16 protein-coding genes are annotated in these 21,037 nt (G+C 65.0%); 9 read left to right on the top strand and 7 right to left on the bottom strand.

Annotated elements, in window-relative coordinates:
• Positions 1–118 precede the first annotated feature (118 nt).
• The 4 genes from IVB31_RS09150 to IVB31_RS09135 all read left to right on the top strand — a co-directional run bounded on the left by IVB31_RS09150 (position 119) and on the right by IVB31_RS09135 (position 8,822).
• Positions 119–6,571, top strand: a complete 6,453-nt coding sequence (locus IVB31_RS09150) for a non-ribosomal peptide synthetase (protein ID WP_247320997.1) — start codon at positions 119–121, stop codon at positions 6,569–6,571.
• 142 nt (positions 6,572–6,713) lie between these two features.
• The gene (locus IVB31_RS09145) at positions 6,714–6,881 is read left to right on the top strand and encodes a hypothetical protein (RefSeq protein ID WP_211399186.1); all 168 of its coding nucleotides are present in this window, start codon (positions 6,714–6,716) and stop codon (positions 6,879–6,881) included.
• 232 nt (positions 6,882–7,113) lie between these two features.
• Positions 7,114–7,845 carry a 4'-phosphopantetheinyl transferase superfamily protein gene (locus IVB31_RS09140; RefSeq protein ID WP_247320995.1) on the top strand — a complete coding sequence of 244 codons (732 nt, stop codon included), beginning with the start codon at positions 7,114–7,116 and terminating at the stop codon, positions 7,843–7,845.
• Entirely contained in the window at positions 7,842–8,822 is a 981-nt protein-coding gene (locus IVB31_RS09135) for an LLM class flavin-dependent oxidoreductase (RefSeq protein ID WP_247320992.1), read from the top strand. Before IVB31_RS09140 ends, IVB31_RS09135 begins: the two co-directional genes overlap by 4 nt.
• A gap of 3 nt (positions 8,823–8,825) precedes the next feature.
• On the opposite strand, the gene IVB31_RS09130 is transcribed toward IVB31_RS09135, so the two are convergent.
• The 3 genes from IVB31_RS09130 to IVB31_RS09120 all read right to left on the bottom strand — a co-directional run bounded on the left by IVB31_RS09130 (position 8,826) and on the right by IVB31_RS09120 (position 12,955).
• On the bottom strand, positions 8,826–9,851 hold the full coding sequence (locus IVB31_RS09130; protein WP_247320990.1) for a histone deacetylase family protein: 1,026 nt from the start codon (positions 9,849–9,851) through the stop codon (positions 8,826–8,828).
• Between the two features lie 130 nt (positions 9,852–9,981).
• Positions 9,982–10,923 (bottom strand): SMP-30/gluconolactonase/LRE family protein, encoded by a 942-nt coding sequence (locus IVB31_RS09125; RefSeq protein WP_247320988.1) that lies wholly within the window; start codon positions 10,921–10,923, stop codon positions 9,982–9,984.
• Positions 10,880–12,955, bottom strand: coding sequence for a PQQ-dependent sugar dehydrogenase (locus tag IVB31_RS09120; RefSeq protein ID WP_247320986.1), 2,076 nt, complete (start codon positions 12,953–12,955; stop codon positions 10,880–10,882). Before IVB31_RS09120 ends, IVB31_RS09125 begins: the two co-directional genes overlap by 44 nt.
• 206 nt (positions 12,956–13,161) lie before the next feature.
• Here IVB31_RS09120 and IVB31_RS09115 point away from each other — a divergent pair, with 206 nt between their 5' ends.
• The 3 genes from IVB31_RS09115 (at position 13,162) to IVB31_RS09105 (ending at position 15,428) form a co-directional block, all read left to right on the top strand.
• Positions 13,162–13,395: a hypothetical protein gene (locus IVB31_RS09115; protein ID WP_247320985.1), complete on the top strand. Its 234-nt coding sequence runs from the start codon at positions 13,162–13,164 to the stop codon at positions 13,393–13,395.
• Between the two features lie 9 nt (positions 13,396–13,404).
• The gene (locus IVB31_RS09110) at positions 13,405–13,581 is read left to right on the top strand and encodes a hypothetical protein (RefSeq protein WP_247320983.1); all 177 of its coding nucleotides are present in this window, start codon (positions 13,405–13,407) and stop codon (positions 13,579–13,581) included.
• A gap of 257 nt (positions 13,582–13,838) precedes the next feature.
• Entirely contained in the window at positions 13,839–15,428 is a 1,590-nt protein-coding gene (locus IVB31_RS09105) for a gamma-glutamyltransferase (protein ID WP_247320981.1), read from the top strand.
• 2 nt (positions 15,429–15,430) lie between these two features.
• On the opposite strand, the gene IVB31_RS09100 is transcribed toward IVB31_RS09105, so the two are convergent.
• The 4 genes from IVB31_RS09100 to IVB31_RS09085 are packed head-to-tail and all read right to left on the bottom strand — an operon-like array spanning position 15,431 to position 18,903.
• Complete coding sequence (locus tag IVB31_RS09100; RefSeq protein ID WP_247320979.1) at positions 15,431–16,717, bottom strand: FAD-dependent oxidoreductase; 1,287 nt, start codon at positions 16,715–16,717, stop codon at positions 15,431–15,433.
• Positions 16,718–16,729: 12 nt separating this feature from the next.
• Positions 16,730–17,461 (bottom strand): amino acid ABC transporter ATP-binding protein, encoded by a 732-nt coding sequence (locus IVB31_RS09095; RefSeq protein ID WP_247320977.1) that lies wholly within the window; start codon positions 17,459–17,461, stop codon positions 16,730–16,732.
• Positions 17,458–18,111, bottom strand: a complete 654-nt coding sequence (locus IVB31_RS09090) for an amino acid ABC transporter permease (protein ID WP_247320975.1) — start codon at positions 18,109–18,111, stop codon at positions 17,458–17,460. The genes IVB31_RS09095 and IVB31_RS09090 overlap by 4 nt, the downstream gene beginning before the upstream one ends.
• Positions 18,112–18,138: 27 nt before the next feature.
• Positions 18,139–18,903, bottom strand: coding sequence for an ABC transporter substrate-binding protein (locus IVB31_RS09085; protein ID WP_247320973.1), 765 nt, complete (start codon positions 18,901–18,903; stop codon positions 18,139–18,141).
• Positions 18,904–19,066: 163 nt separating this feature from the next.
• Between IVB31_RS09085 and IVB31_RS09080 the strand changes: the two genes are divergently transcribed.
• Together IVB31_RS09080 and IVB31_RS09075 are read left to right on the top strand one after the other, a co-directional pair.
• Complete coding sequence (locus tag IVB31_RS09080) at positions 19,067–19,747, top strand: XRE family transcriptional regulator (protein ID WP_247320971.1); 681 nt, start codon at positions 19,067–19,069, stop codon at positions 19,745–19,747.
• 184 nt (positions 19,748–19,931) lie between these two features.
• A complete protein-coding gene (locus IVB31_RS09075; protein ID WP_247320969.1) occupies positions 19,932–20,993 on the top strand; it encodes a hypothetical protein in 1,062 nt (353 codons plus the stop codon).
• Positions 20,994–21,037: the final 44 nt, after the last annotated feature.

The following is a 21,037-nucleotide window of genomic DNA, read 5'->3' as shown; positions in this document are numbered from 1 at the left end:
CCGTCGAAGGGCTTAGGGCCCCGCAACCACAGATTTTGGGGCCAAAACTTCACCTCAGACTGGACGCGTTCCCTTAGTTCTTGGAAGAATAGCCCAATCGGATCAAAAGGGAACGGAATTGTCGGACGTCACACGCCTAGCGCCGCGGGAATCAGCGAGCACGACGGCCGAAGCGAAGATATTCGCGGATATCGGCGGTCTTCTGGATTTCCATGCCCGCAAGACGCCGGCGGCCCCCGCCCTCCTTGCCCCCGGCCGGCCGGTCCTCAACTATCGCGGGATTGGCGAGCGGACACAGGATCTCGTTCGCACGCTGCGCGGTCTCGGCATCGCCCCTGCCGACCGGGTTGCCGTTGCGCTGCCGCGCGGCGCCGACAGCGCACTGGCCCTGATCGCGGTCGCATCGAGCTGCGCCTGCGTTCCCGTCAATCCCGACCTGACGGCGGACGAGCTGCAACGCTATTTCAGCGAATTGAAGCTGACGGCGCTGGTCACCCGGGCCGACACGAACTCGGCGAGCCGCGACGTCGCCAAGGCGCTCGATATCGCTGTGATCGATTTCGTGCCGGGGCCGCAGGACGATCTCGGCGGCTGCGCGTTCGTCGGACCGGCGGTCGGTCCGACAAATACCAGCGGCGCCTCGTGCGGCGACGACGACGCATTCATCCTCCTGACGTCGGGTACGGCGGCGCGGCCGAAAATGGTGCCGCTGACGCATCGCAGCGCATGCCTCTCCGCCTACAATGCCGGCCGCGTGCTGTCGCTCGCGTCCCACGACCGCCTGCTCAACGTGCTGCCGTTGTTCCACGCCCACGGTCTGATCTCCGGCCTTCTGACCGCGCTCGCGGCAGGCTCAAGCGTGGTCTGCACCAACGGCTTCGACGCGCCGTCGTTTTTCGGCTGGATGCGGGAGCTGCAACCGACCTGGTATACGGCAGTGCCGACCATCCATCGCGCGCTGCTGACGGCGGCGGAAGCGAACCCGGACCTCGCCCAATCATCGTCGTTGCGCGTAATCCGCTCGGCCTCGGCCTCGCTTGCGCCTGCGATCCTCGACGGGCTGGAGGCGACGTTCGGCGTTCCCGTGCTCGAAACCTATGGCATGACGGAGGCGGCCTCGCAGATCGCGGCCAATCCGTTCGAGCTGCGCAAGGTCGGATCGGTCGGCCGCGCCGCGGGCCCCGAAATCGCGATCATGGACGAGACGGGCCGCGCGCTCGCGAGCGGCGAGCAGGGCGAGATCATGCTGCGCGGGCCCAACATGAGCCGCGGCTACTACAATGACGAGGCGGCGACGCAGGCTGCCTTCCGCAACGGCTGGTTCCGGACCGGCGATCTCGGCTATCTCGACGCCGACGGCTATCTCTTCATCGTCGGCCGTATCAAGGACGTCATCAACCGCGGCGGGCAGAAGATCTCGCCGCTGGAGGTGGAGGAGGTCCTGCTCAGCCATCCGGCGGTGCTGGAGGCCGGCGTGTTTGCCGTCCCGCACCCAAAGCTCGGCGAGAACGTCGCCGCCGTCGTGGTGCTGCGGCCGAATTCCGAGGCGACCTCGGACCAGTTGCGCCAGTTCGCGCGCAAACGTCTTGCGGCCTACAAGGTGCCGAGCCTGATCCGCAGCGTGGCAACGCTGCCGAAAGGCGCCAGCGGCAAGGTCAAGCGCAATGCGCTGGCCGAGCTGATCGCATCAGTGGACGGCGGCGACGAGGCCCGTCTGCCACGCAACGCCCTGGAGACCCAGCTCGCGGGGATATGGGCCAGTTTGCTGGAGCTGCCACAGGTCGGCGTCGATCAGGACGTCTTTGCGCTCGGCGCGGACTCGCTCGCGGTGACGCAGATGCGCTCGCGCCTGCGCGAACGCTTCAACGTCGACTTTTCGTTCGAGGACATCTTCGATTGCGCCACCGTCGCCGCGCTTGCGGCCCGGCTCGAGACCGCCGCGACCCACCGCGAAACGATTTTGCCGGCCTGGCGCCAGGCGGCGATCGCAGCCGCGCCGCTGTCGTTCCAGCAGCAGCGGATGTACGTGCTCTCGCGGCTCGACCCGACCCGTTACAACTACAACGTCGTCGAAGTCGCGCTCCTCAAAGGCCCGGTCGACGTCGCCGCGCTTTCTGCGAGCCTCACCGCGGTCTCTGCGCGCCACGACGTGCTGCGGTCGGTCGTCATCGAACGCGACGGCGAGCCGGCGCAGCTCGTGCTGCAATCGCCGCCGCGACTCGAGCAGATCAAGCTCAAGCCCTGCCCCGCGGACAAGCGGGCCGCTGTCATCAGGCGCGAGGCACTCGGGCTCGCGCAATATCCGTTCGACCTTGCGCGCGAAGCGCCGCTGAAGGTGACGCTGCTGTCGTTCGACAAGAGCAGCCACGCGCTGGTGGTCAACGTCCATCACCTCGTCACCGACGGGTGGTCGCAACGGCTGTTCTGGGAAGAACTCGCCGCCCATTATTCGGCAGCGCGCAAGAAGGACCTGGCGGCACCGCCTGCGCCCGCTTTCCAGTACCGCGACTTTGCGCTCTGGCAGCAGAGCTGGGCGCAGACGCCGGCCGCCAGGGAACAGCTCCATTACTGGCGGGCGCAGCTCGACGGCGTCACCACGCTGCCGCTGCGCACCGACCGGCCGAGGCCGGAGGTCTGGAACGGTCACGGTGCCCGTCGCTATCTCGAATTCTCCAGGACACTGTCTGCCGACCTGCGGGCGCTGAGCCAGAACCAGGGCGTCACGCCCTTCATGACCCTGCTCGCAGTGTTCCAGTGCCTGCTGTACCGCCACACCGGACACGAGGATGTCGCGACCGGCTCGCTGATCGCCAACCGCAACCAGATCGAGAGCGAGCGCCTGATCGGGCTGTTCGCCAACACGCTGATCCTGCGCAATGATTTTGGCGGCGATCCGAGCTTCGGCGAAATGTTGCGCCGGGTGCGGCAGGTCACGCTCGACGCCTACCGCAATCAGGACCTTGCGATCGAGGAAGTCCTGCGCGCGCTTCAGATCGCGCGCCGGAGCGACGGCAATCCGCTGTTCCGGATCATGTTCATCCTCCAGAACGCCTCGATCGAGGCGGCACGTTTCTCCGGCCTGTCGACGCGGCGAATCGAGATCGACCCGAAGGTGGCGCGATTCGACATCACGCTCGAGTTGGTCGAGGCCGACGGCCGTTTCACCGGCTTCTTCGAGTACGCCACCGATCTGTTTGACGCGGCGACGATCGAAGGCATGGCCGCTCAGTTCAAGACCCTGCTCAAATCCGTCATCGCCGCTCCGGAGCAGCGCATCTCGCAGCTGCCCCTCCTGACCGGGGCCGAACGCCGGCAGCTGCTGGCGCAAGGCCGGGGTGTGCCGGCCAATTTCACCACGCGCGGCAACTTCAGCGAACGCTTCGACCGTCAGGCCAGGAAAACGCCAAACGCGATCGCGGTGTCGGACGGTCGCACATCCCTGAGCTATCGCGAACTGGCGCGCCGCAGCCAGGCGGTCGCGCGCTGGTTGGCCCGGGACGGCGTCGGCGCCGAGGCCGTGGTCGCCTTGCTTGCGGATCGCGGGCCCGATCTGCTCGCCGCGATGATCGCCGCCCAGCGCGTGGGCGCCGCCTTCCTCAATCTCGATCCCGACCAGCCGCCGGCGCGGCTAGCGACCATCCTCGGATCGAGCTGTGCCCGCGTGCTGCTGACCGGACGCGCGCAGTCGTCCGTGGTCGATGCGCTGCTCGAACCGCTGGTCGAGCGCATCCAGGTGGCCGAGCTGGAAGACGCGATCGCGCCAGGGGCGACCAAGCCGGCCGGCGCGGCGCGGCGCGCGGCTTCCAGCCTTGCCTATCTCGTCTACACCTCCGGCTCCTCCGGCGCGCCGAAGGGCGTCATGATCGAGCAGCGCGGGCTCTCGAACCATCTGGCTTCGCTCATCTCCGAGCTCGGCCTCTCGGCCAGGGACGTGATCGCGCAGACCGCGCCGCAGAGCTTTGTCATCTCGGTGTGGCAGTTCCTCGCAGGGCCCATGGTCGGCGCGCGCGTCCATGTCTGCGGCAACGCGATCGTGCGGGACCCGATTTTGCTCGCGCGGGAGATCGAGCGCGAGGGCATCACGGTGCTCGAGATCGTCCCATCGCTGCTGCGCGTCATCCTCGATCGCATGGACGAGGCACCGATCCGACGCGCCTTCGCGAGGCTGCGCCTGCTGATCTCGACGGGCGAGCCGCTGCCCGTCGATCTCTGCAAGGCCTGGTTCGCCCGCTGTCCGAAAGTGCCGTTGATCAATGCCTATGGTGCGTCGGAATGTTCCGACGACGTCTCGCTGCATCGCCTGACCAGGGCACCGGCGACCGCGACGGGCAATGTCCCGGTCGGTGCGCCGCTGCCGAACACCCAGCTCTACGTGCTCGACGCAAGCCTGCAGCCGCAGCCGGTCGGCGTGACCGGCGAGCTCTGCATCGGCGGCGCCGGTATCGGCCGCGGCTATGTCAACGACCCCGCACAGAACCGGCAGCGCTTCCTGCCCGATCCGTTCGCGCGCCAGGCAGGCAGCCGGCTGTACCGAACCGGCGACCTCGCCCGCCGCCGCGCCGACGGCACGATCGAATGCCTCGGCCGCGCCGACCATCAGGTCAAGGTCCGGGGCTACCGCATCGAGCTCAAGGAGATCGAGAACGCGCTTGCCGACCATCCGGGTGTTCACGCCGGCATCGTCGAGCCGCGTCGCGAGGCGAGCGGCGATGTCAGGCTGATCGCCCATATCGTCGCGGCATCCGGCAGCCGGAGCAGCGCCAGCGAGCTGCGCGAGTTCCTGAAGAGCCGGCTGCCGGGCCATGCCATCCCGTCCGCATTCCTGTTCCTGGATCAGGTGCCGCTCAACGCCCATGGCAAGATCGACCGAACCGCGCTGTTGGCGCCCGCGCAGCAGGAAGCGTCCGGACCGGATGCGGCCGTGCCGGCGCGGCGCTTCACCGAGAAGGTGCTGTCCGACATCTGGATCGACCTGCTGAAGGTCGAAAACCTGGGCGTGACCGACAATTTCTTCGACCTCGGCGGCCATTCGCTGCTGGCGGGCCAGGCGATGGCGCGCGTCGCCCGTGCGCTCGGCGTGTCGCTGCCGATCAAGACCATCTTCGAGGCACCGACGATCGAAGACCTTGCCCGGCGAGTTGACGAGGCCGTGGCGGCGAAGCCGCGCAAGCCGCCCGCTAGCGCGCCAAGGTTGGCTGGAGCGAGCTTGGCCGAAAGCCGCCCTCCCACGCTCTCGATCGCGCAGGAGCAGATGCTGCGGATCGAGCAGAATCTTCCGGAATTGCCGCTGTTCAACCTGCCTTTCGCCTTCCGTCTCCAGGGGCCGCTCAATCGGGCCGCGCTGGCGCAGGCGATCGACGACGTCGTGCGCCGGCACGAATCGCTGCGGACCCATTTTGGCTGGAGCGGCGGGGAGCCCGTCAGCCACATCGCCGCGCCCGGCACCCTCGGTCGTGTCCTGACTGTCGAGACGATCGGCGACGGTCAGCCCCACACCAACAAGCGGCGCAAGGCCCTGGAGCTTCGAAAGATCGATCTCCTGATCGAACAGGAGACCTATGCCCCGATCGACACCGCGCGCGCGCCGCTGCTGCGCGCCCGGCTGTTGCGGCTCCACGACGGAGATCATGTGTTGCTGCTGACGCTGCACCACTCCGTCGTCGACGGCTGGTCGATCGGCGTCCTGTTCGAGGAATTGTCCAACCGCTATGCGGCGCTGGCCGGCTATCCGTCGCTGCCGTTGCCGAAACTGCCGCCAGCCTTTTCGGACGTCGCACGCTGGCAGCGCTGGTGGTGCGGCACCGATGCCGCCCGCCGACAGGCGGCGGACTGGACGGAGAATTTGCGCGGCGCGGCCCCCCTCTTCGAGGGCGAATCAGGCCCGGGCGCGTCCACGGGGCACCATCCGGTCAACCTCGAGCGTGAGCTGATCGGCCGGCTCACGACGTTCGCCGCCCAGCATAATGGCACGCTGTTCATGTGCCTGCTGACCGGCCTGAAAGCGCTGCTGCTGGCGCGGACCGGCCGCAACGACATCTCGGTCGCCACCGCCATGGCCAATCGCGCCCAGCCGGACACCGACCGGATCGTCGGCCCGTTCGAGAACACGGTGATCGTTCGCACCCAGATCACCCCTGAACTGACGTTCGTGCAGGCCCTGGCCCGGGTCCGTCAGAGCGTACTGGACGCGCATGCGCGGCAGGAGTTGCCGTTCAACATCCTGACCGACCATCTGGAGCAGGAAGGGGTCAATCCAGCCTCGCTGCTCCAGGTCTATTTCACCCTGCAAAATCCGCTGCGCCGGCCGCTCGATCTGCCTGATCTCACGGCAGGGTCGATCGGCAACGTCGCGCGCGAAGGCCAGCCGGTGCTGCCGATCGACCCGACCTGGCTGTCGCTGATGCTCAAGGAGCGGCCGACGGGAATCACCGGTTCATGCAATTACAAGAGCGAGCTGCTCGACGGCGCTACGGTCGGCCAGTGGATGGAGGATCTCGTCGCGCTGCTCGGGGCGGCCGTCGCCCAACCCAACGCACCACTCAGCCGATTGCTCAATCGCAGGGCGGCATGACCGGCCATAGAGCACGGGCGAATACGGTTTCACTCGCCAAAGCTGTGAATGGCCAAGTTGCATCTTGATTATTTGGCGCCACCGCGCAAGATTATTCCGGCGTTTTGATTTGGAAGATTATTTTCAACCGGGGAGAGTAGTTATGGGTTTCATCAAATTTACCAAGGGCACCTCGTTGAGCGACAAGGACCGCAAGGCCCTGCAGAAGCTGCTCGGCGCCGAGAAGAAGAAGCTGCAGTCCGCGCTGAAGGACGTCGACGCCAGCATTTCGATGCTCGGCGGCTCCAAGAAGGCCAAGAAGAAGAAGTAAGGCTCGGCGGCGGAAACGCCGCACGAATCTGCAGGCTTCAATTTTCGGAAATGGGCCGCTCGCTTGCCGAGTTTGGGTCTCGCACAAGCTTGCGCCCGTAAACCGGCCAGCAATCGACAAGGATTCGCCTGAGTGGACCGCTAGGAGCGGTCCACTCAGTTGATTCTTGCTCAGTTGATTCTTCCGTCATGGCAGGGGATTTGGCCCCGGCCTGACGCCATGGGCCTAATTGATGGCAGACGACAGGATTGAACTGTTTGTCGGACTGATCGAGACTTTTGACGCGCCGGGTGCAGTTGATACCTGCCGGCGTTTGCTCTCGATCGACGAACGGGTACGGGCCGACCGCTTCAAGTTCGAGCGGCACCAGCGGCAGTATATTTTCGCGCACGCGCTATTGCGGCTTGCGCTCTCGCACGCCGCGCCGAATGTCGCACCCACCGACTGGTCATTCGCGACCGGACGTTACGGGCGGCCGTTTGTCGCATTGCCCAAAACCTCGAGCGCGCTGCACTTCAGCCTGTCCCATGCCGATGGCTGCGTCGCCTGCGTCGTGTCAGGGCATGAGACCGTCGGCGTCGATGTCGAGACCGTGTCACGGCGCGTCGCACCGTTGTCCACCGCGCTTCGGTTCTTCGCGCCCGAAGAAGTCGAAGCGCTGCGTGGACTGCCGGAGCCCGCTGCGATCGATCGCTTCTTCGACTACTGGACGCTCAAGGAAGCCTATCTGAAGGCCAGGGGTTTCGGCCTCAATTTGCCGCTCGAGGCCTTTGCGATGCACGTGTCGCAAGAGGCGATCGAGATCAGCTTCAAGCCCGATATCGCCGACGATCCGCAAGGGTGGCGATTCCAGCTATTCTCGCCGTCGCCCTCGCATCGCCTGGCGATCGCCGACGGCTCCCGCGCCACCGGCGGTCTGCCCATCACCCGCAATGCGTGGCCGCTCCAGGAAGCGGCTGAATGACGCCCGCGCGGCTGCGCGTCTTTCCCGCGATCTCGCGCAACCGCGACCCCAAGAAATATGTCGGCGAACTGATGCGGGTGGCCCAGTTCGCCGACCGCAACGGCTTTGAAGGCATTTTGCTGTTCGAGGGCAACGACGTGTTCGTCGAGCCGTGGGCGATGGCCCAGCACATCATGGCTGCGACGCTGCGGAGTTCGCCGCTGATCGCGGTCAATCCGGTCTACATGCATCCGTTCACGGCGGCGAAATTCGTCTCGTCCTTTGCGCAGCTCCACGGCCGCAAGGTCTATCTCAACATGATCACGGGGACGGCGCTCAGCGATCTGCAGGGGTTGGGCGACGAGCAGTCGCACGCCGACCGCTATGTCCGGCTCGGTGAATTCGTCGCGCTGATGCGCCAGCTGGTGGCGAGCCCTCGGCCGGTGACTTACGAGGGCCGGTTCTATCGCGCAAGCAATCTGCAATTGCGGCCGCGCCTACCGCCGGAGCTGATGCCGGAATTTCTGGTCGCGGGCCAGTCCGAGGCGGCGCAGCGCGTGGCGAAGGAGAGCGGCTGCATCAAGATGCAAATGCTGCCGCCCGACCTCGATCGCGGCCTTGATGCGCCAGGGATGAATTTTGGAATTTTCGCGCGCGAGGGACGCGACGAGGCACGGCAAGCGGCAAAGGCGCGTTTCCGCGACAACCCCGACGATCGCGAGCTGCTCGCGCTCACCGTGGAGAATAGCGATTCCGTGTGGAAGCGGCGTCTCTACGAGGGCCAGAACGGCGAGCTCGCGGACAATGGCTACTGGCTGCTGCCGTACCTCACCTTCCAGGCCGACTGCCCCTACCTCGTCGGCAGCTACGCCGAGATCGGCGCAAAGCTGAAGGCGTTTGCGGCGAAGGGGCTGACCACGATCATGCTCGACATGGTCGCGGACGAGACCGAGATGCAGCACGTCTGCAAGGCGCTCGCCGCGAGCGGGATGTTTTGAGCCTCACCGCGCCTCTTCGAATCCGGCCAGCACCGAGGTCAGGTTCGCGCCCAGAATATCCGAGAGATAACCGCCCTCCTGCACGAACACGGTCGGCAGGCCCATTTTCGCGATGGCCTGGCCGATGCGGCGGAAGCCGGGCGTGGTGACGGCGAGGCCTTTCAGCGGATCGTGCTCGGAGGCGTCGAGGCCGAGTGCGATAACGAGCGCGCCGGGCGCAAAGGATTCGATTGCCTTGCGCGCGACGTCCATCGCCTGGAGATAGCCGTCGTCGCCGGTGCCGATCGCCAGGGGAATGTTGAGATTGGTGCCGAGGCCGGGGCCTTCGCCGCGCTCATGGGCATAGCCCCATACGTAAGGATAGTACGCGACGGGATCGGCATGGATTGACACCGTGTAGACATCGGGCCGCGCGTAGAAGATGCCTTGCGTGCCGTTGCCGTGATGGACATCGACGTCGAGGACCACGACGCGCTCGTGCCTCTGCCGCAGATGCGCCGCGGCGATCGCGCTGTTGTTGAGGAAGCAGAAGCCGCCGGCCATGTCACGATAGGCGTGATGGCCGGGCGGACGGCAGAGCGCATAGGTCGCGTCCTCACCATCCATCACCATCTGTGCCGCCGTGACGGCAACGTCGGTCGCAGCGCAGGCCGCAGCCCATGTGCCCGCACCGATGGGCGCCGCGGTATCGGCGGTGTGCCAGCCAAGCTTGCCGATGATGTGGGTAGGATAAGTCGCGGCATGGCGCACCGGATGGATATTGCCGATCATCTCCGGACCGGAATCGCCGAGCGCGGTCCACGCGTCCCAGGCTTCGCTCAGGAACGACAGATATTCCGGGCTGTGAATGCGCGCGCGGGGCCCCTGCCCGAACCTGGCCGGCTCGACCAATTGATGCTTGCCGTCCTTCAACCCCTTGAGCAGGCGATCGGCGCGCTCAGGCTGCTCGGTGGTGCGCTTGACGACACCGCGAACCAGGAAGAATTGCGGATCGTGGCTGCGATGCAGTTCGGTATGGACGGCTTTCACTCAAACACTCCGTGGTCGCATGCTATTTGATGGCCACAGATGTCTAGATCTCCGCAGCCGCCGGATGCAAGCAAGAACAATGCCGTCCGTGTCGCACCGCCCTGCGCCGGAAGCAGAGCGCCCGTGAGGTTCAGCAGCGCCCACGCTGGAGACAGTGCTCGCGGCCCTGCTGGTCGGTGCGAAAGGACTCGATGAAGCCGCCCTGGCGCTGGGTGACGAAGACGGTCTTGCCGTCGCTGCCGCCGAAGGCGAGATTGGTCGGCTCCTTGCCCTTCAGCGCAATCTCGCGCTCGACCGCGCCATTGGGCTTCATCAGCGCGATCGTACCCTTGAGGATGCGCGCGATATAGAGACGGCCGGCCACGTCGGTGCGCAAGCCGTCGGCCGTGTCGGGCTGAAACGCCTTGACCATTTTTGCGCCGGTGAGGTCGTTGCCGCTGATGGTGTAGGACCAGATCTGGCCGCTGCTGGATTCCCCGACATAGAGCGTCCTGTCATCAGGACTGAGATCGATGCCATTGGTGGTGCCCATCGCGCGCGGCGCCGACATCACCTGTCCCTGCACCGACCCGTCGGCCGCTTTGGCGATGCGCCAGACGTGGCCTTCCCGGCCCTTCCAGTTCGGATCGCTCGCATAGATCGTGCCGTCGCGCGCGATGGTGATGTCGTTGGGCTGGTTCATCTCGTCGGAGTGAAACCAGACAACGGGTTCTGTTGCGCCCCTCTGGATCGCGAAGATGTTGTGCTTCTTGTAGTCGGCGATGAACATGGTGCCGTCGCGCGCAAAGCGGATGGCGTTGCCGACGCTGCCCTCGGGAAGCGCCGTGAATGGCTCCGACACCGCCCCGCCCGCTGCCAATCTGCCGATGGTGCCGGGCTTGCCGAAATTGACGACGAAGAGATTGCCGTCGAGATCGGCGGCAGGCCCTTCGATGCCGAACGTATATTCGCCCGCCGGCGTCACCTGCGCGCTGTCGAACAGTTTTGTTTCCGCTCGGACCGGCGCCGTCGCAAGGACGAGAACAACGCTACTGCACAGGCACCAGAAATTCCTGCCGGATGTAATAGCCATCGTCGTCGCTGCACTCGCCATTCAGATAGGGATCGGCCGGCCGGAAAAAGGGGCTGAAGCCCGATTTGTCTACAGCGTTCCTTTGTGTCACGACGACGACCTTTGCGGCCGGTATTTCGCCGCATTCCTTGTTGGCTTTGCTGAAGAACTTGCGTTGCGGCGGGCCGGACTTGATCCGCATCCGGGTGCCCGGAACCATTTTCGCAACCAGCAGGTCCACTGTATCGAGCAGGCGCGTGTAACCAGGCTCGGTCTTCGGCAGGCCTTCGCCACCCGGCGGCATCAGCTTCTCCGCGCCCAACCCACGAAGCCGCGTGCGCAGCTTGCCGGAGTCGGGATCGCCAGGATAGATCCAGCCGTCCTGCGACAGCATAAAGCGAAGCACCGTCGCGTCCTTCTGCGCGTCCGATTGGCCGGGTTTCAGGCCGAAATCCGAATGGCAGCCGAGGCAATGCTTCTCGACGAGGCCCTTGCGCAAATTGGTGAGCCGGACGCTGTTCTGCGCGTCCCTGGCAACGAAGATCGCGAGTTGATCGATCAGCGCCTGGCTGCGCATGTCGCAGGGCAGCGGCGGCGGCGCGTCACCCGCGGCGCGGTCGATGCGGATCACGGTCTGGTTCTTGTCCTCGACCAGCCAGATCGCACCGTCCTCCGCGACCGTCATGCCGACCGGGGCGCCTTGCGGCCGCGCACCGTTGACGCGGTGCCAGCCTGCGATCAGCTCCTCGAACGGCGCGGCGGCGACGTCGCCGGCCTCGGTCTGAAAGCTGTGAGTCGGGTCGGCTGCGCAACTGACGTGGTAGCGCACCGGCGCCGGGGCGGGCTTGGGGAAGCCGTGGTCGTCGACATCGTAGATAAGGACACGGCTGCCGGTCGGGCGATAGCCATGCAGGCCGACCAGCAGCTTGCCCTCGAGCTCCGGAAACTTGGCGCCGTGATAATAGAGCATGGCGAGCGGCGCGCCGTGCGGCGGCAGCAATGAGAAAGGCGCCTTGTAGAGCGCGCTGGTCGTGCACAGCGATTTGTAGGTCCCGGATTGCAGCACGAGCCTGAACTCGGGACTCGGCGTCGACAGATCGTAGCAATAGGGCCAGCCATAGTGCCTGCCCTGCTCGATCGCGTTGATCTCCTCGTTCGGCTTGAAGATGTCGGCCAGGTCGCGGCCGTTCTCGGCTTGCAGGAAGGCATAGCCGGCATCGGGAAAATTCGCGTGCAGCGCCAGCGCCATCGAGTTGCGCAAGCCGCGCGCATAGACGGCGCGCGGCGGATCGGGATCCTTCGGCGTCAATGCCGGGAAGGCACCGCCCGCGGGCGGCGTGAACATCCAAATCGATGCCATTGCGGAGGCGCCCTCGGCCGCCGCGCAAGGTTTCGTGATCGGCGCCGGCGTGATGCAGTCGTCGCTGTGCGAGCCGACATTGACGAACAGCCGTCCGTTCTTGTCAAAGATGAACTGCTTGAGCGGGTGCGCGCTTTCGTCGACCCTGGTGCCGTCGGGCAATGTGATCCGGCGGCCGGGCATGTGACGGATGATGGTCTCGACCGTGCCGCGCGGATTGTCGGCGAGTGGATCGAACCGGAAGATCGTCTCCGCCGTCGAGGCATAGAGCTTCTTGTCCGGGCCGATCACGAGGCCGAACGGATATTCAAGGCCGGTGAGCAAGTCCCTGAACCGCTGTCCTTGGGGTGCGCGCGGGTCGAGCAGCAGCAGTCGTCCGTCGGTGTGGCCCCAGCCGCCCATGTCGGCGACCACGAACAGGTCACGGCCGGGCACCTGGATGATCGCCCGCGGGAATTTCAGCCGATCCTCCTCGCTGGCAACGAGACCGGCGCAAAATCCCGCCTTCATGTCGATCTGGATTGTTGGAAAAGCGAGATCGGCGCTGCCGCAGGTCTCCGCGCTGATCGCATAGCCGCTTTTCCTCACCGGTTCGGAGGAGGCTCCGGTGGCAAGGCCGAGCAGCACCCCGGTGATAACAGCCAAAACCCGGCATAGGCCTCGGCGTTCACGCGAGAATGTGAGGTGGTTCACGGCGATCTCCCGGACTTTCCGTCCAAAGTTGTTCCATGCCGTGGGAACGCCGTCCAGTTGATCAACACCCCCTTGTGATCAAACCCGCAGGGCTCTTTGTCCCGACCAATCTCCGTAGATTCCCTTACCGGGCTTGGCCCGAATGTTTCGCGAAGGCTTCGGGTGGTATTGCTTTGCCGTCCCCATCGCTTTCCGAGGAGGCGTGTATGGTTCAGATGTATTTCCATTGTTCCAATGCCGAGGGCACGCTGGTCGATCGGTACGGCACCGCGGTCGCCAATCTGAACGAGGCCCGCGACCGTGCCGCCCAGATCATGCGCTCGATGATCCTGACGCCTGGCGCCGAGGACTGGCGTGACTGGGTGATTCACGTCAGCGGCGACGACGGCGAGGAGATCTTCGACCTCCCCTTCACCGCCATGCTCGGCAAGCCGCACTGAGGTGATGCCATGTTGCTCGCGGCTTTGAGCCTGCTCCGCCAGCCCCTCAGCTTCGTCGCCGCCAAATGGCAGACGTTGATCCGGGTCGCGGGCGCCCCCTACCGCCCCGAGCTTCACTACATGCGCGGGCCTGGCCCGAAATGGCACGCCAAATATCAGGCCAGCCGGCTGGATCGCGCGCGCTGAGCGCTGCGACTTCTGCTTCTCACTGATCAATCTCTCAGTTCGTCATGCCCGGGGCAACCGTCCAAAGGACGGCGTCGCCTTCGCTCGCCTCGCCCCCCGGCATCAACGTCTTGGCGCCCGCGCCATCCCCCCGCCCGTCTCACACCAGCCACGATGTCCTCGGTGGGGGGCGATGTGCCATTGTCCGCGCGCTCCGCCAATCGCGGAGCTCAGCGCAACGAAGCCAAGACAATTTGAGACAAGACACAGACATCATCATGCCCCACCAGTTCAGCCTCGCCCAAACCATCCGCAAACCCGCCGTCAAATCCAAGGGCGGCATCGTCGCCGCGCAATCGCGGCGAGCGGCCGAAGTGGGGGCGCAAGTGCTGGCGGCAGGCGGCGACTGCGTGGATGCGATCATCGCGACCACCTTCGCGCTCAACGTCCTGGAGCCCTGGAACAGCGGCATGGGCGGCGGCGGCGCGATGGTGCTCTACCGCGCCGCGGAAAATCGCTACGAGGTGATCGACTACGGCATGTGCGCGCCGCAAAGCCTGCGCGCCGCCGACTACCCCATCACCGGAGAACGCACAGCGTCCGACCTGTTTCCGTGGCCGCAGGTGAAGGAGGACCGCAACGTTCACGGTCCCGCCGCCATCGCGGTGCCCGGCGTCGTCGCCGGCATGGAGGAGGTGCACCGCCGCTACGCCACCATGCAGTGGAAAGACCTGGTTGCTCCGGCCGCGGCGCTCGCCGGCGAAGGCCTGCTGGTCGACTGGTGGACCACACTGACGATCGCGAGCGCGGCAACGGATCTTCGGCGCTATCCGGCGAGCGCGGCCGCGTTCTTGAAGGACGGCCTGCCACCGAGCGCACCATGGAGCATCAAGTCGGAGACGCGGCTGCCGCTGGCCACGCTGAAGGCAACGCTGTCGCATCTCGCGGCCGCCGGTCCGCGCGATTTCTACCAGGGCGATCTCGCCAGGAGCATCGCGTCCGACGTCACGGCCGACGGCGGCTCGCTGTCGGTCGAGGATCTCGCCGCGTTCCGAGCCCATCTCCGCGAGCCGCTGGCGATCCCGTATCGCGGCGGCAAGGTGTTTGCGACGCCGGAGCTCACGGCCGGACCGACGATGGCGCACGCATTGCGCCTGTTGCAACAGAATCTGGAGCCGGGCGAGGTGCCGGATGCGGCGGCCTACACCGAATACGCGCTCGCCCTGCAATCGGCCTATCGCCAGCGGCTCGGCGACATGGGCGATGCCGACGGCAAGCGCTCGCTCGGCGCGGAATATCTGGCGCCCGCCTGCACCACGCATTTCTCCGTGGTCGACCGCCACGGCAACATCGCGGCGGTGACGCAGACGCTGCTCTCGTCCTTCGGCTCGAAATATGTGACGCCGCACACCGGCATTGCCATGAACAACGGCATCATGTGGTTCGACCCGACGCCCGGCACCACCAACTCGCTGGCGCCCGGCAAGCGCTGCCTCACCAACTACACGCCCGTCATCGCCGAAACCGGGGATGGCAGGCGTCTCGCCATCGGCGCCTCCGGCGGCCGCCGCATCCTGCCTTCGGTGATGCAGCTCGTGTCCTTTGCGATGGATTATGGCATGGACCTGGATGCCGCCATCCACCAGCCACGCATCGACGCCAGCGAAGGCGCGATCGTGATCGGTGATATCAGGCTGCCGGCGGAGACGCGCGAGGCGCTCGCGGCGCGCTTCGACTATGAGGAAGCGCGGGTGCAGTCCCTGCCGCAAAAATTCGCCTGCCCGAGCGTGGTGATGCGCGACGGCGACACGAATTTTGGCGCAGTCGAGATTTTTCAGCCCTGGGCCGACGCGGTGGCGGAGCCCTGAGGCTAGATTCCCAACCGATCTCGCACCCGGCCCGCGATCACGGCGGTCGTCACACCCACCGGCCAGAACGCGTGCATCGGGATCGGCTTGATGCCGGTGACGGGCATATCGATCTCGGCCTTGGCGCCGCCGATCAGACGCCGCGCGAGCTGCGCGCCCATCGCGGTCGAGAGCGCGACGCCCCGGCCGTTGCAGCCAAGCGAGATCAGGACGTTTTCGGCGGGCTCGTGCACATGCGGGTAATGATCCCCGGTGATCGCCAGCCGGCTGTTCCAGCCGTGGGTCCAGGCAACGCCCTTGAGCTGCGGCCATAGCCGTTCTGCGTAACGCATGAGATAGGCGACGTCGGAGGGCGAGTTGATCCAGCGCATCGGGCCGCGGCCGCCCATCAACAGGCGGTTTTGCTGATCGATACGGTAATAGACCGTGATGTGGCCGCTCTCGTAGAGCACCGGCCGCGTCGGCATGATCGAGCGGGCAACGTCCTCGGACAGCGGCGCGGTGGCGGCGATCGAGGAAAACACGGGGACGATGGTGCGGCGAAGCGCGGGCCAGAGATCGTCCGTAAAACCGTTGGTCGCGAGCAACACCTTGTCGGCATGCACGATCGTCCGCGGTGTCTCGATACGCCAACGGCTGCCTTCACGGCGCAGTGACAGCGCCGGGGTTTCGCCATGCACCTTCGCGCCCGCCGAGATCGCAGCACGCGCGAGTCCACGGGCGTAGCTGAGGGGATGCAGATCGCCACCGCGGGTGTCCAGCATGGCACCGATGTAGCGATCCGTGCCGGTCATCTCGCGCAACTGCTCGCGATTCAGATATTTCACCGGCATGCCGCGGGCGATGCATTGCTGCGCCGTCTTTTCGATCGTGGCGGCGCTGGCCTCATTATAGGCCGCGCGCAGCGTTCCGTTCTGCCGCGCCTCGCAGGGGATCTGATAGCGGCGGATCAAATCATGGGTGAAATTCGTGGTGCCATAGGAGAAGTCGATCATGCGGCGGCCGAGTTCGGCGCCGAAATCGGCCTCGATCTGATCGGGGTCGTGCTTCAGTCCGGGATTGGTGTGACCGCCATTATTCCCCGAGGCGCCCCAGCCCGGCTCCTGCGCCTCCAGCACCAGTGCCTCGACACCCTGCTCCGCCAGATGCAGCGCGGTGGAAAGGCCGGTGTAGCCGCCGCCAATGATGGCGACGGGGACCGTCTTGTCGGCGTCGAGCGGAGGCGTGGCGACCGGCGCGACGGCGGTGTCGGCATAAAGCGAGGGCGGCAGAGGCAGGCGCGCGTTCATGGCGAAGACCGGTCAGAGCGGATGCAGCACGCGGCGCAAAAAGTCCTGCGTGCGGGGATGCTGAGGTTGATTCAGGACGGCCTTGGCCGCCCCCTGCTCGACGATGATGCCGCCATCGATGAACAGCACCCTGTCGGCGACGTCGCGGGCAAAGCCTATCTCGTGGGTGACGACGACCATGGTCATGCCGTCGTCGGCGAGCTTGCGCATCACGCCGAGGACGTCGCCGACCAATTCAGGATCGAGCGCCGAGGTCGGTTCGTCGAACAGGATCGCCTTGGGCTGCATCGCGAGTGCACGCGCGATCGCGACGCGTTGTTGCTGGCCGCCGGAAAGCTGTGGCGGATGTGCGTCGGCCTTCTCCGCCAGCCCCACCTGCGCGAGCAGCGCTCGGCCATGCGCGAGCGCAGCGGCGCGCGGCTCCTTCTTCACATACAGCGGACCCTCGACGACGTTCTCGAGAACGGTGCGATGTGGAAACAGGTTGAAGCGCTGGAACACCATCGAGACCTGGGTGCGGACCTTAACGATCGAGGGCGCGTCGCGGTCGACCTTCAAGCCCTCGATGCTGATCTCGCCGCGATCGTAGCTTTCGAGACCGTTGATACAGCGCAAAATGGTGGACTTGCCGGAACCGGAGGGGCCGACGATGCAGACCACCTCGCCCTTCTGGACGGACGCCGTGATGCCCTTGAGCACCTCGTTCTCGCCAAAGCTCTTGTGGACGTCGGTCAGCTCGATCATTTCTTGCCGGCCCGCTTCTCGAAGTGACGAACCAGCAAAATCAGCGGGATGCTCATGGTGAGATACATCAGCGCCACCATCGTGAACACGTTGGTGTTCTTGAAGGTCGAAGACGCGATCAGCTTGCCTTGCAGCGCGAGCTCGGCGACGGTGATGGTGGAGGCCTGCGACGAATCCTTCAGCATCATGATCATGACGTTGCCGTAGGGCGGCAGCACGATGCGCACGGCCTGCGGCAGCACCACGCGGCGCATGGTCAGCCACCAGCCCATGCCGATCGACTGCGCCGCCTCGATCTGCCCCTTGTCGATCGCCTCGATGCCGGCGCGGAAATTTTCGGCCTGATAGGCCGAATAGGCGATGCCGAGCCCGAGGATCGCGGCCTGCAGGGCCGACAGCGTGACGCCGAGATCCGGCATCACGAAGTAGAGATAGAACAAGAGCACGATGATCGGAATGCCGCGGATCACATTGATCAGGCTGGCGCTGAGCACCGACAGGATTCCGATGCCGGAGACCCGCATCATCGCCCAGACGAGGCCCAGCACCGTCGAGAGCAGCAGCGAGCCGATGGTGACGACGATCGTCAGCGCGACGCCGCTCATCAGGATCGGGAAGAACTCGACGGCGTCGTGCCAGAAGCCTTTCATCGGCAAGCCTTCATTGATCCGATCCTATCAGCCCTGCGCCTTCTGACCCCATTTCTCGAGGATCTTGTCGATGGTGCCGTTGGCCTTGAGCTTCGCGAGCGAGGTGTTGATCTTGCCGAGCAGCGCGGCCTCGCCCTTGCGTACGCCGATGCCAACCGAGCCGACGGTGACCGGCTTGTAGCCGTCGACCAGACGCACCTCGGGGAAGCCGCCCTGCTTGAGATTGTAGGCGAGGATCGGGTAGTCGGCGAAGCCAGCCTTGAGACGGCCGGTGTTCACGTCGCGCAGGATGTCGGGGATGGTGTCATAGGCCTTGACGTCGGCGAACAGGCCGGACTTCTTCAGCGCGTCGACGAAGGCGGTGCCGACCTGGGCGCCGACCGTCTCGCCCTTCAGATCGTCCTGAGCAGCATAAGCCTTGGTGTCGCTCTTGGGCACCACGAGGCCCTCGCCATAGGTGTAGATCGGGTCGGAGAAGTCGACGACCTCCTTGCGCGGCGCGGTGATGAACATCGCGGCTGCGATGATGTCGATCTTGTTCGAGGTCAGCGACGGGATCAGCGCCGAGAACGCCATCGGCTCGATCTGCACGTTGAGGCCGGCATCCTTGCCAATCTCGGTGACGAGATCGACCATGATGCCCTGGATGGTGTTGGTCTTGGTATCGAGGAAGGTGAAAGGAATGCCGGTCGGCGTCGAGCCGACCTTGAGCACTTGCTGCGCCGAAGCCGGCACCACGGCGGTTATCGCGAGCGCCGCGACCGCGGCCTGGACAAAACGCTTCAACGGCATCGCATTCCCCTTTGGGTCCGGCCGATGGCGGCGCTCGCGCGTGTCATGATCTCAGACGTTGCGGGTCAAACCGTTTCGGCCTATTTTCACCAATATGAAAATTTGGTCACACTTTGGCGACCGTTGCAAGCAGTTTTCATGCACATGAAGGAAGCGGTTTGACGTGAGCGGTGGCAAAAGAATACGCAAACCGGCCGCGGCGAAGCCGGCCAAGAAGGCCAAGCCCAAGGCCAGGGCAAGGGCCAAGGCTATCGCGAAGCCGGCCGAGCCTGCGATGGACGTCGCGGTCGGCCGCCGCATCCGCGATCTCCGGCGCATCAGGCAATTCTCGCTGGAAACGGTCGCTTCGCGTACGGACCTGTCGATCGGCTTCCTCAGCCAGATCGAACGCGGCCTGTCGTCACCGTCGCTGCGCGTGCTGGCCACGCTCGCCGACGTGCTCGGCGTCGGCATCGCCGCGCTGTTCGGCGCGAGCCCGAGCGCCGATGGCGCATCCGATCACGTGGTGACGAGGGGGCTTCAACGGCCCGAGCTGAAACTCTGGCGCACCGGCGTGTCGAAGCAATTGCTGAGCCCGGCGAGTGCCGACAACAAGCTCAATCTGTTCCTGGTGCATCTGGAGCCCGGCGGCTCCACGGGCGACGAACTCTACACCCACGACGGCGAAGAAGCGGGCCTTGTGCTCGAGGGCGAGATGCTGCTGACGGTGGACAGCGAGACCTGGTCGCTGAAGACAGGCGACAGCTTTCGCTTCGGGAGCCGGCGGCCACACCGGTTTTCAAATCCGGCGCAGGATGCGAAGACCGTGGTGCTGTGGGTGAACTGCGTGACGGGTCCCACGTGACCTCCATAAGGGGGCGACCCGACATCCACACCAGACTTGCTGTCTGTTCAGAATACCCTTGGCAATCAAACGTTGCGGGCCAACCCATCTTCGCGTAACAATTTGGTCTGCCGCACAGTGATATATTTCAGCTAGTTTGCCGACCGCGGATTTTGCCGTGAGTTTTCCGAGCGGAGTATTTGCCGTGAACGCCGTTCCCGAATCGCAGATCAGCCCCGCCATCGTGGCCGCATTGATTGCCGGCGTCACCAGCCTCGTCGTGACGCTCCTCACCCAGTTCTTCAACCTGTTTTCAGGACCGAGGATCGAGCGCTTGCGCTCCGAGCTGACAGGGCAGATCGAGAGCACGCGAGCGGAGCTGACCGACATCAACTCGTCGAGAAGCGCGCGGCGGGATTACGAGTATGATGCGCGCAAACGACTGTATGCCGAGATCGAACCGCTGCTGTTCCAGCTGTTTGAAATGGCGGAGCAGTCGTACTTCCGCGTCATCAATCTCGCGCGAAGTGCGCGCCTAGGCGCATTGGGTACAGACGAAACCAGCTGGCTCAGGGCGGATGGATATTACCTGATTTCGTCCATGTACTACATGGTGCTGCCAGCCGTCATTTACCGACTCATCCGGAATCGCATGACGTTCATCGACCTCGATCTCGACGAACAGATCACGGCAAAATACTACCTGACTAAAATCTATGCGTTTTCGCTCACAGACGACTTCATTCTAGCGCAGATCAACCCGAGACTCGATTACGACCCGAATAACAAGGATTGGAGTAACCTTGTCGCGGCAGACCCGGCACGATACCGACGCCAAGGTCTCGTTCTCGGCGACATGGAGGCGCTCCTCGATCAGCTGATCAAGAAGGACGAAAAAGGCACGCGGGCCATGACGTTCGCAGAATTTGAAAGCGAGTTATCCAAGGAACAGGTCTCGGAGCCGCTCAGTGAACTACGAAAGCTATTTTTGAAGTTCAATCCGACGACCAAGCCCGTGTTCGCCCGCATGCTGCTGATTCAGGGCTGCCTTTCGAATCTTATTCTCGAATCTTACGAGCTTCAGGGGACCGCTGAGCTCCGCCGGTCAATCGAACGGTTTGTGGAATCCGACGAATTCGGCAAGTCCTTCGCCTGGGCCGACGAACAGGATGTTTCGCGGGAGGATCGGGACCTAGTCCGCGACTATCTCACAGTTCGGCTCAGCTGGATTCCCGAGCGCGGAAAGCGACAGGGCATGTTGACCTAGCGGCCGCGACGAATTTTGGGGACGTACTCCGACAGAGACGAAAA

Source organism: Bradyrhizobium sp. 21 (genome assembly GCF_023073335.1).
Taxonomy (GTDB): Bacteria; Pseudomonadota; Alphaproteobacteria; order Rhizobiales; family Xanthobacteraceae; genus Bradyrhizobium.
This window is presented reverse-complemented; position numbering and strand designations above follow the sequence as displayed.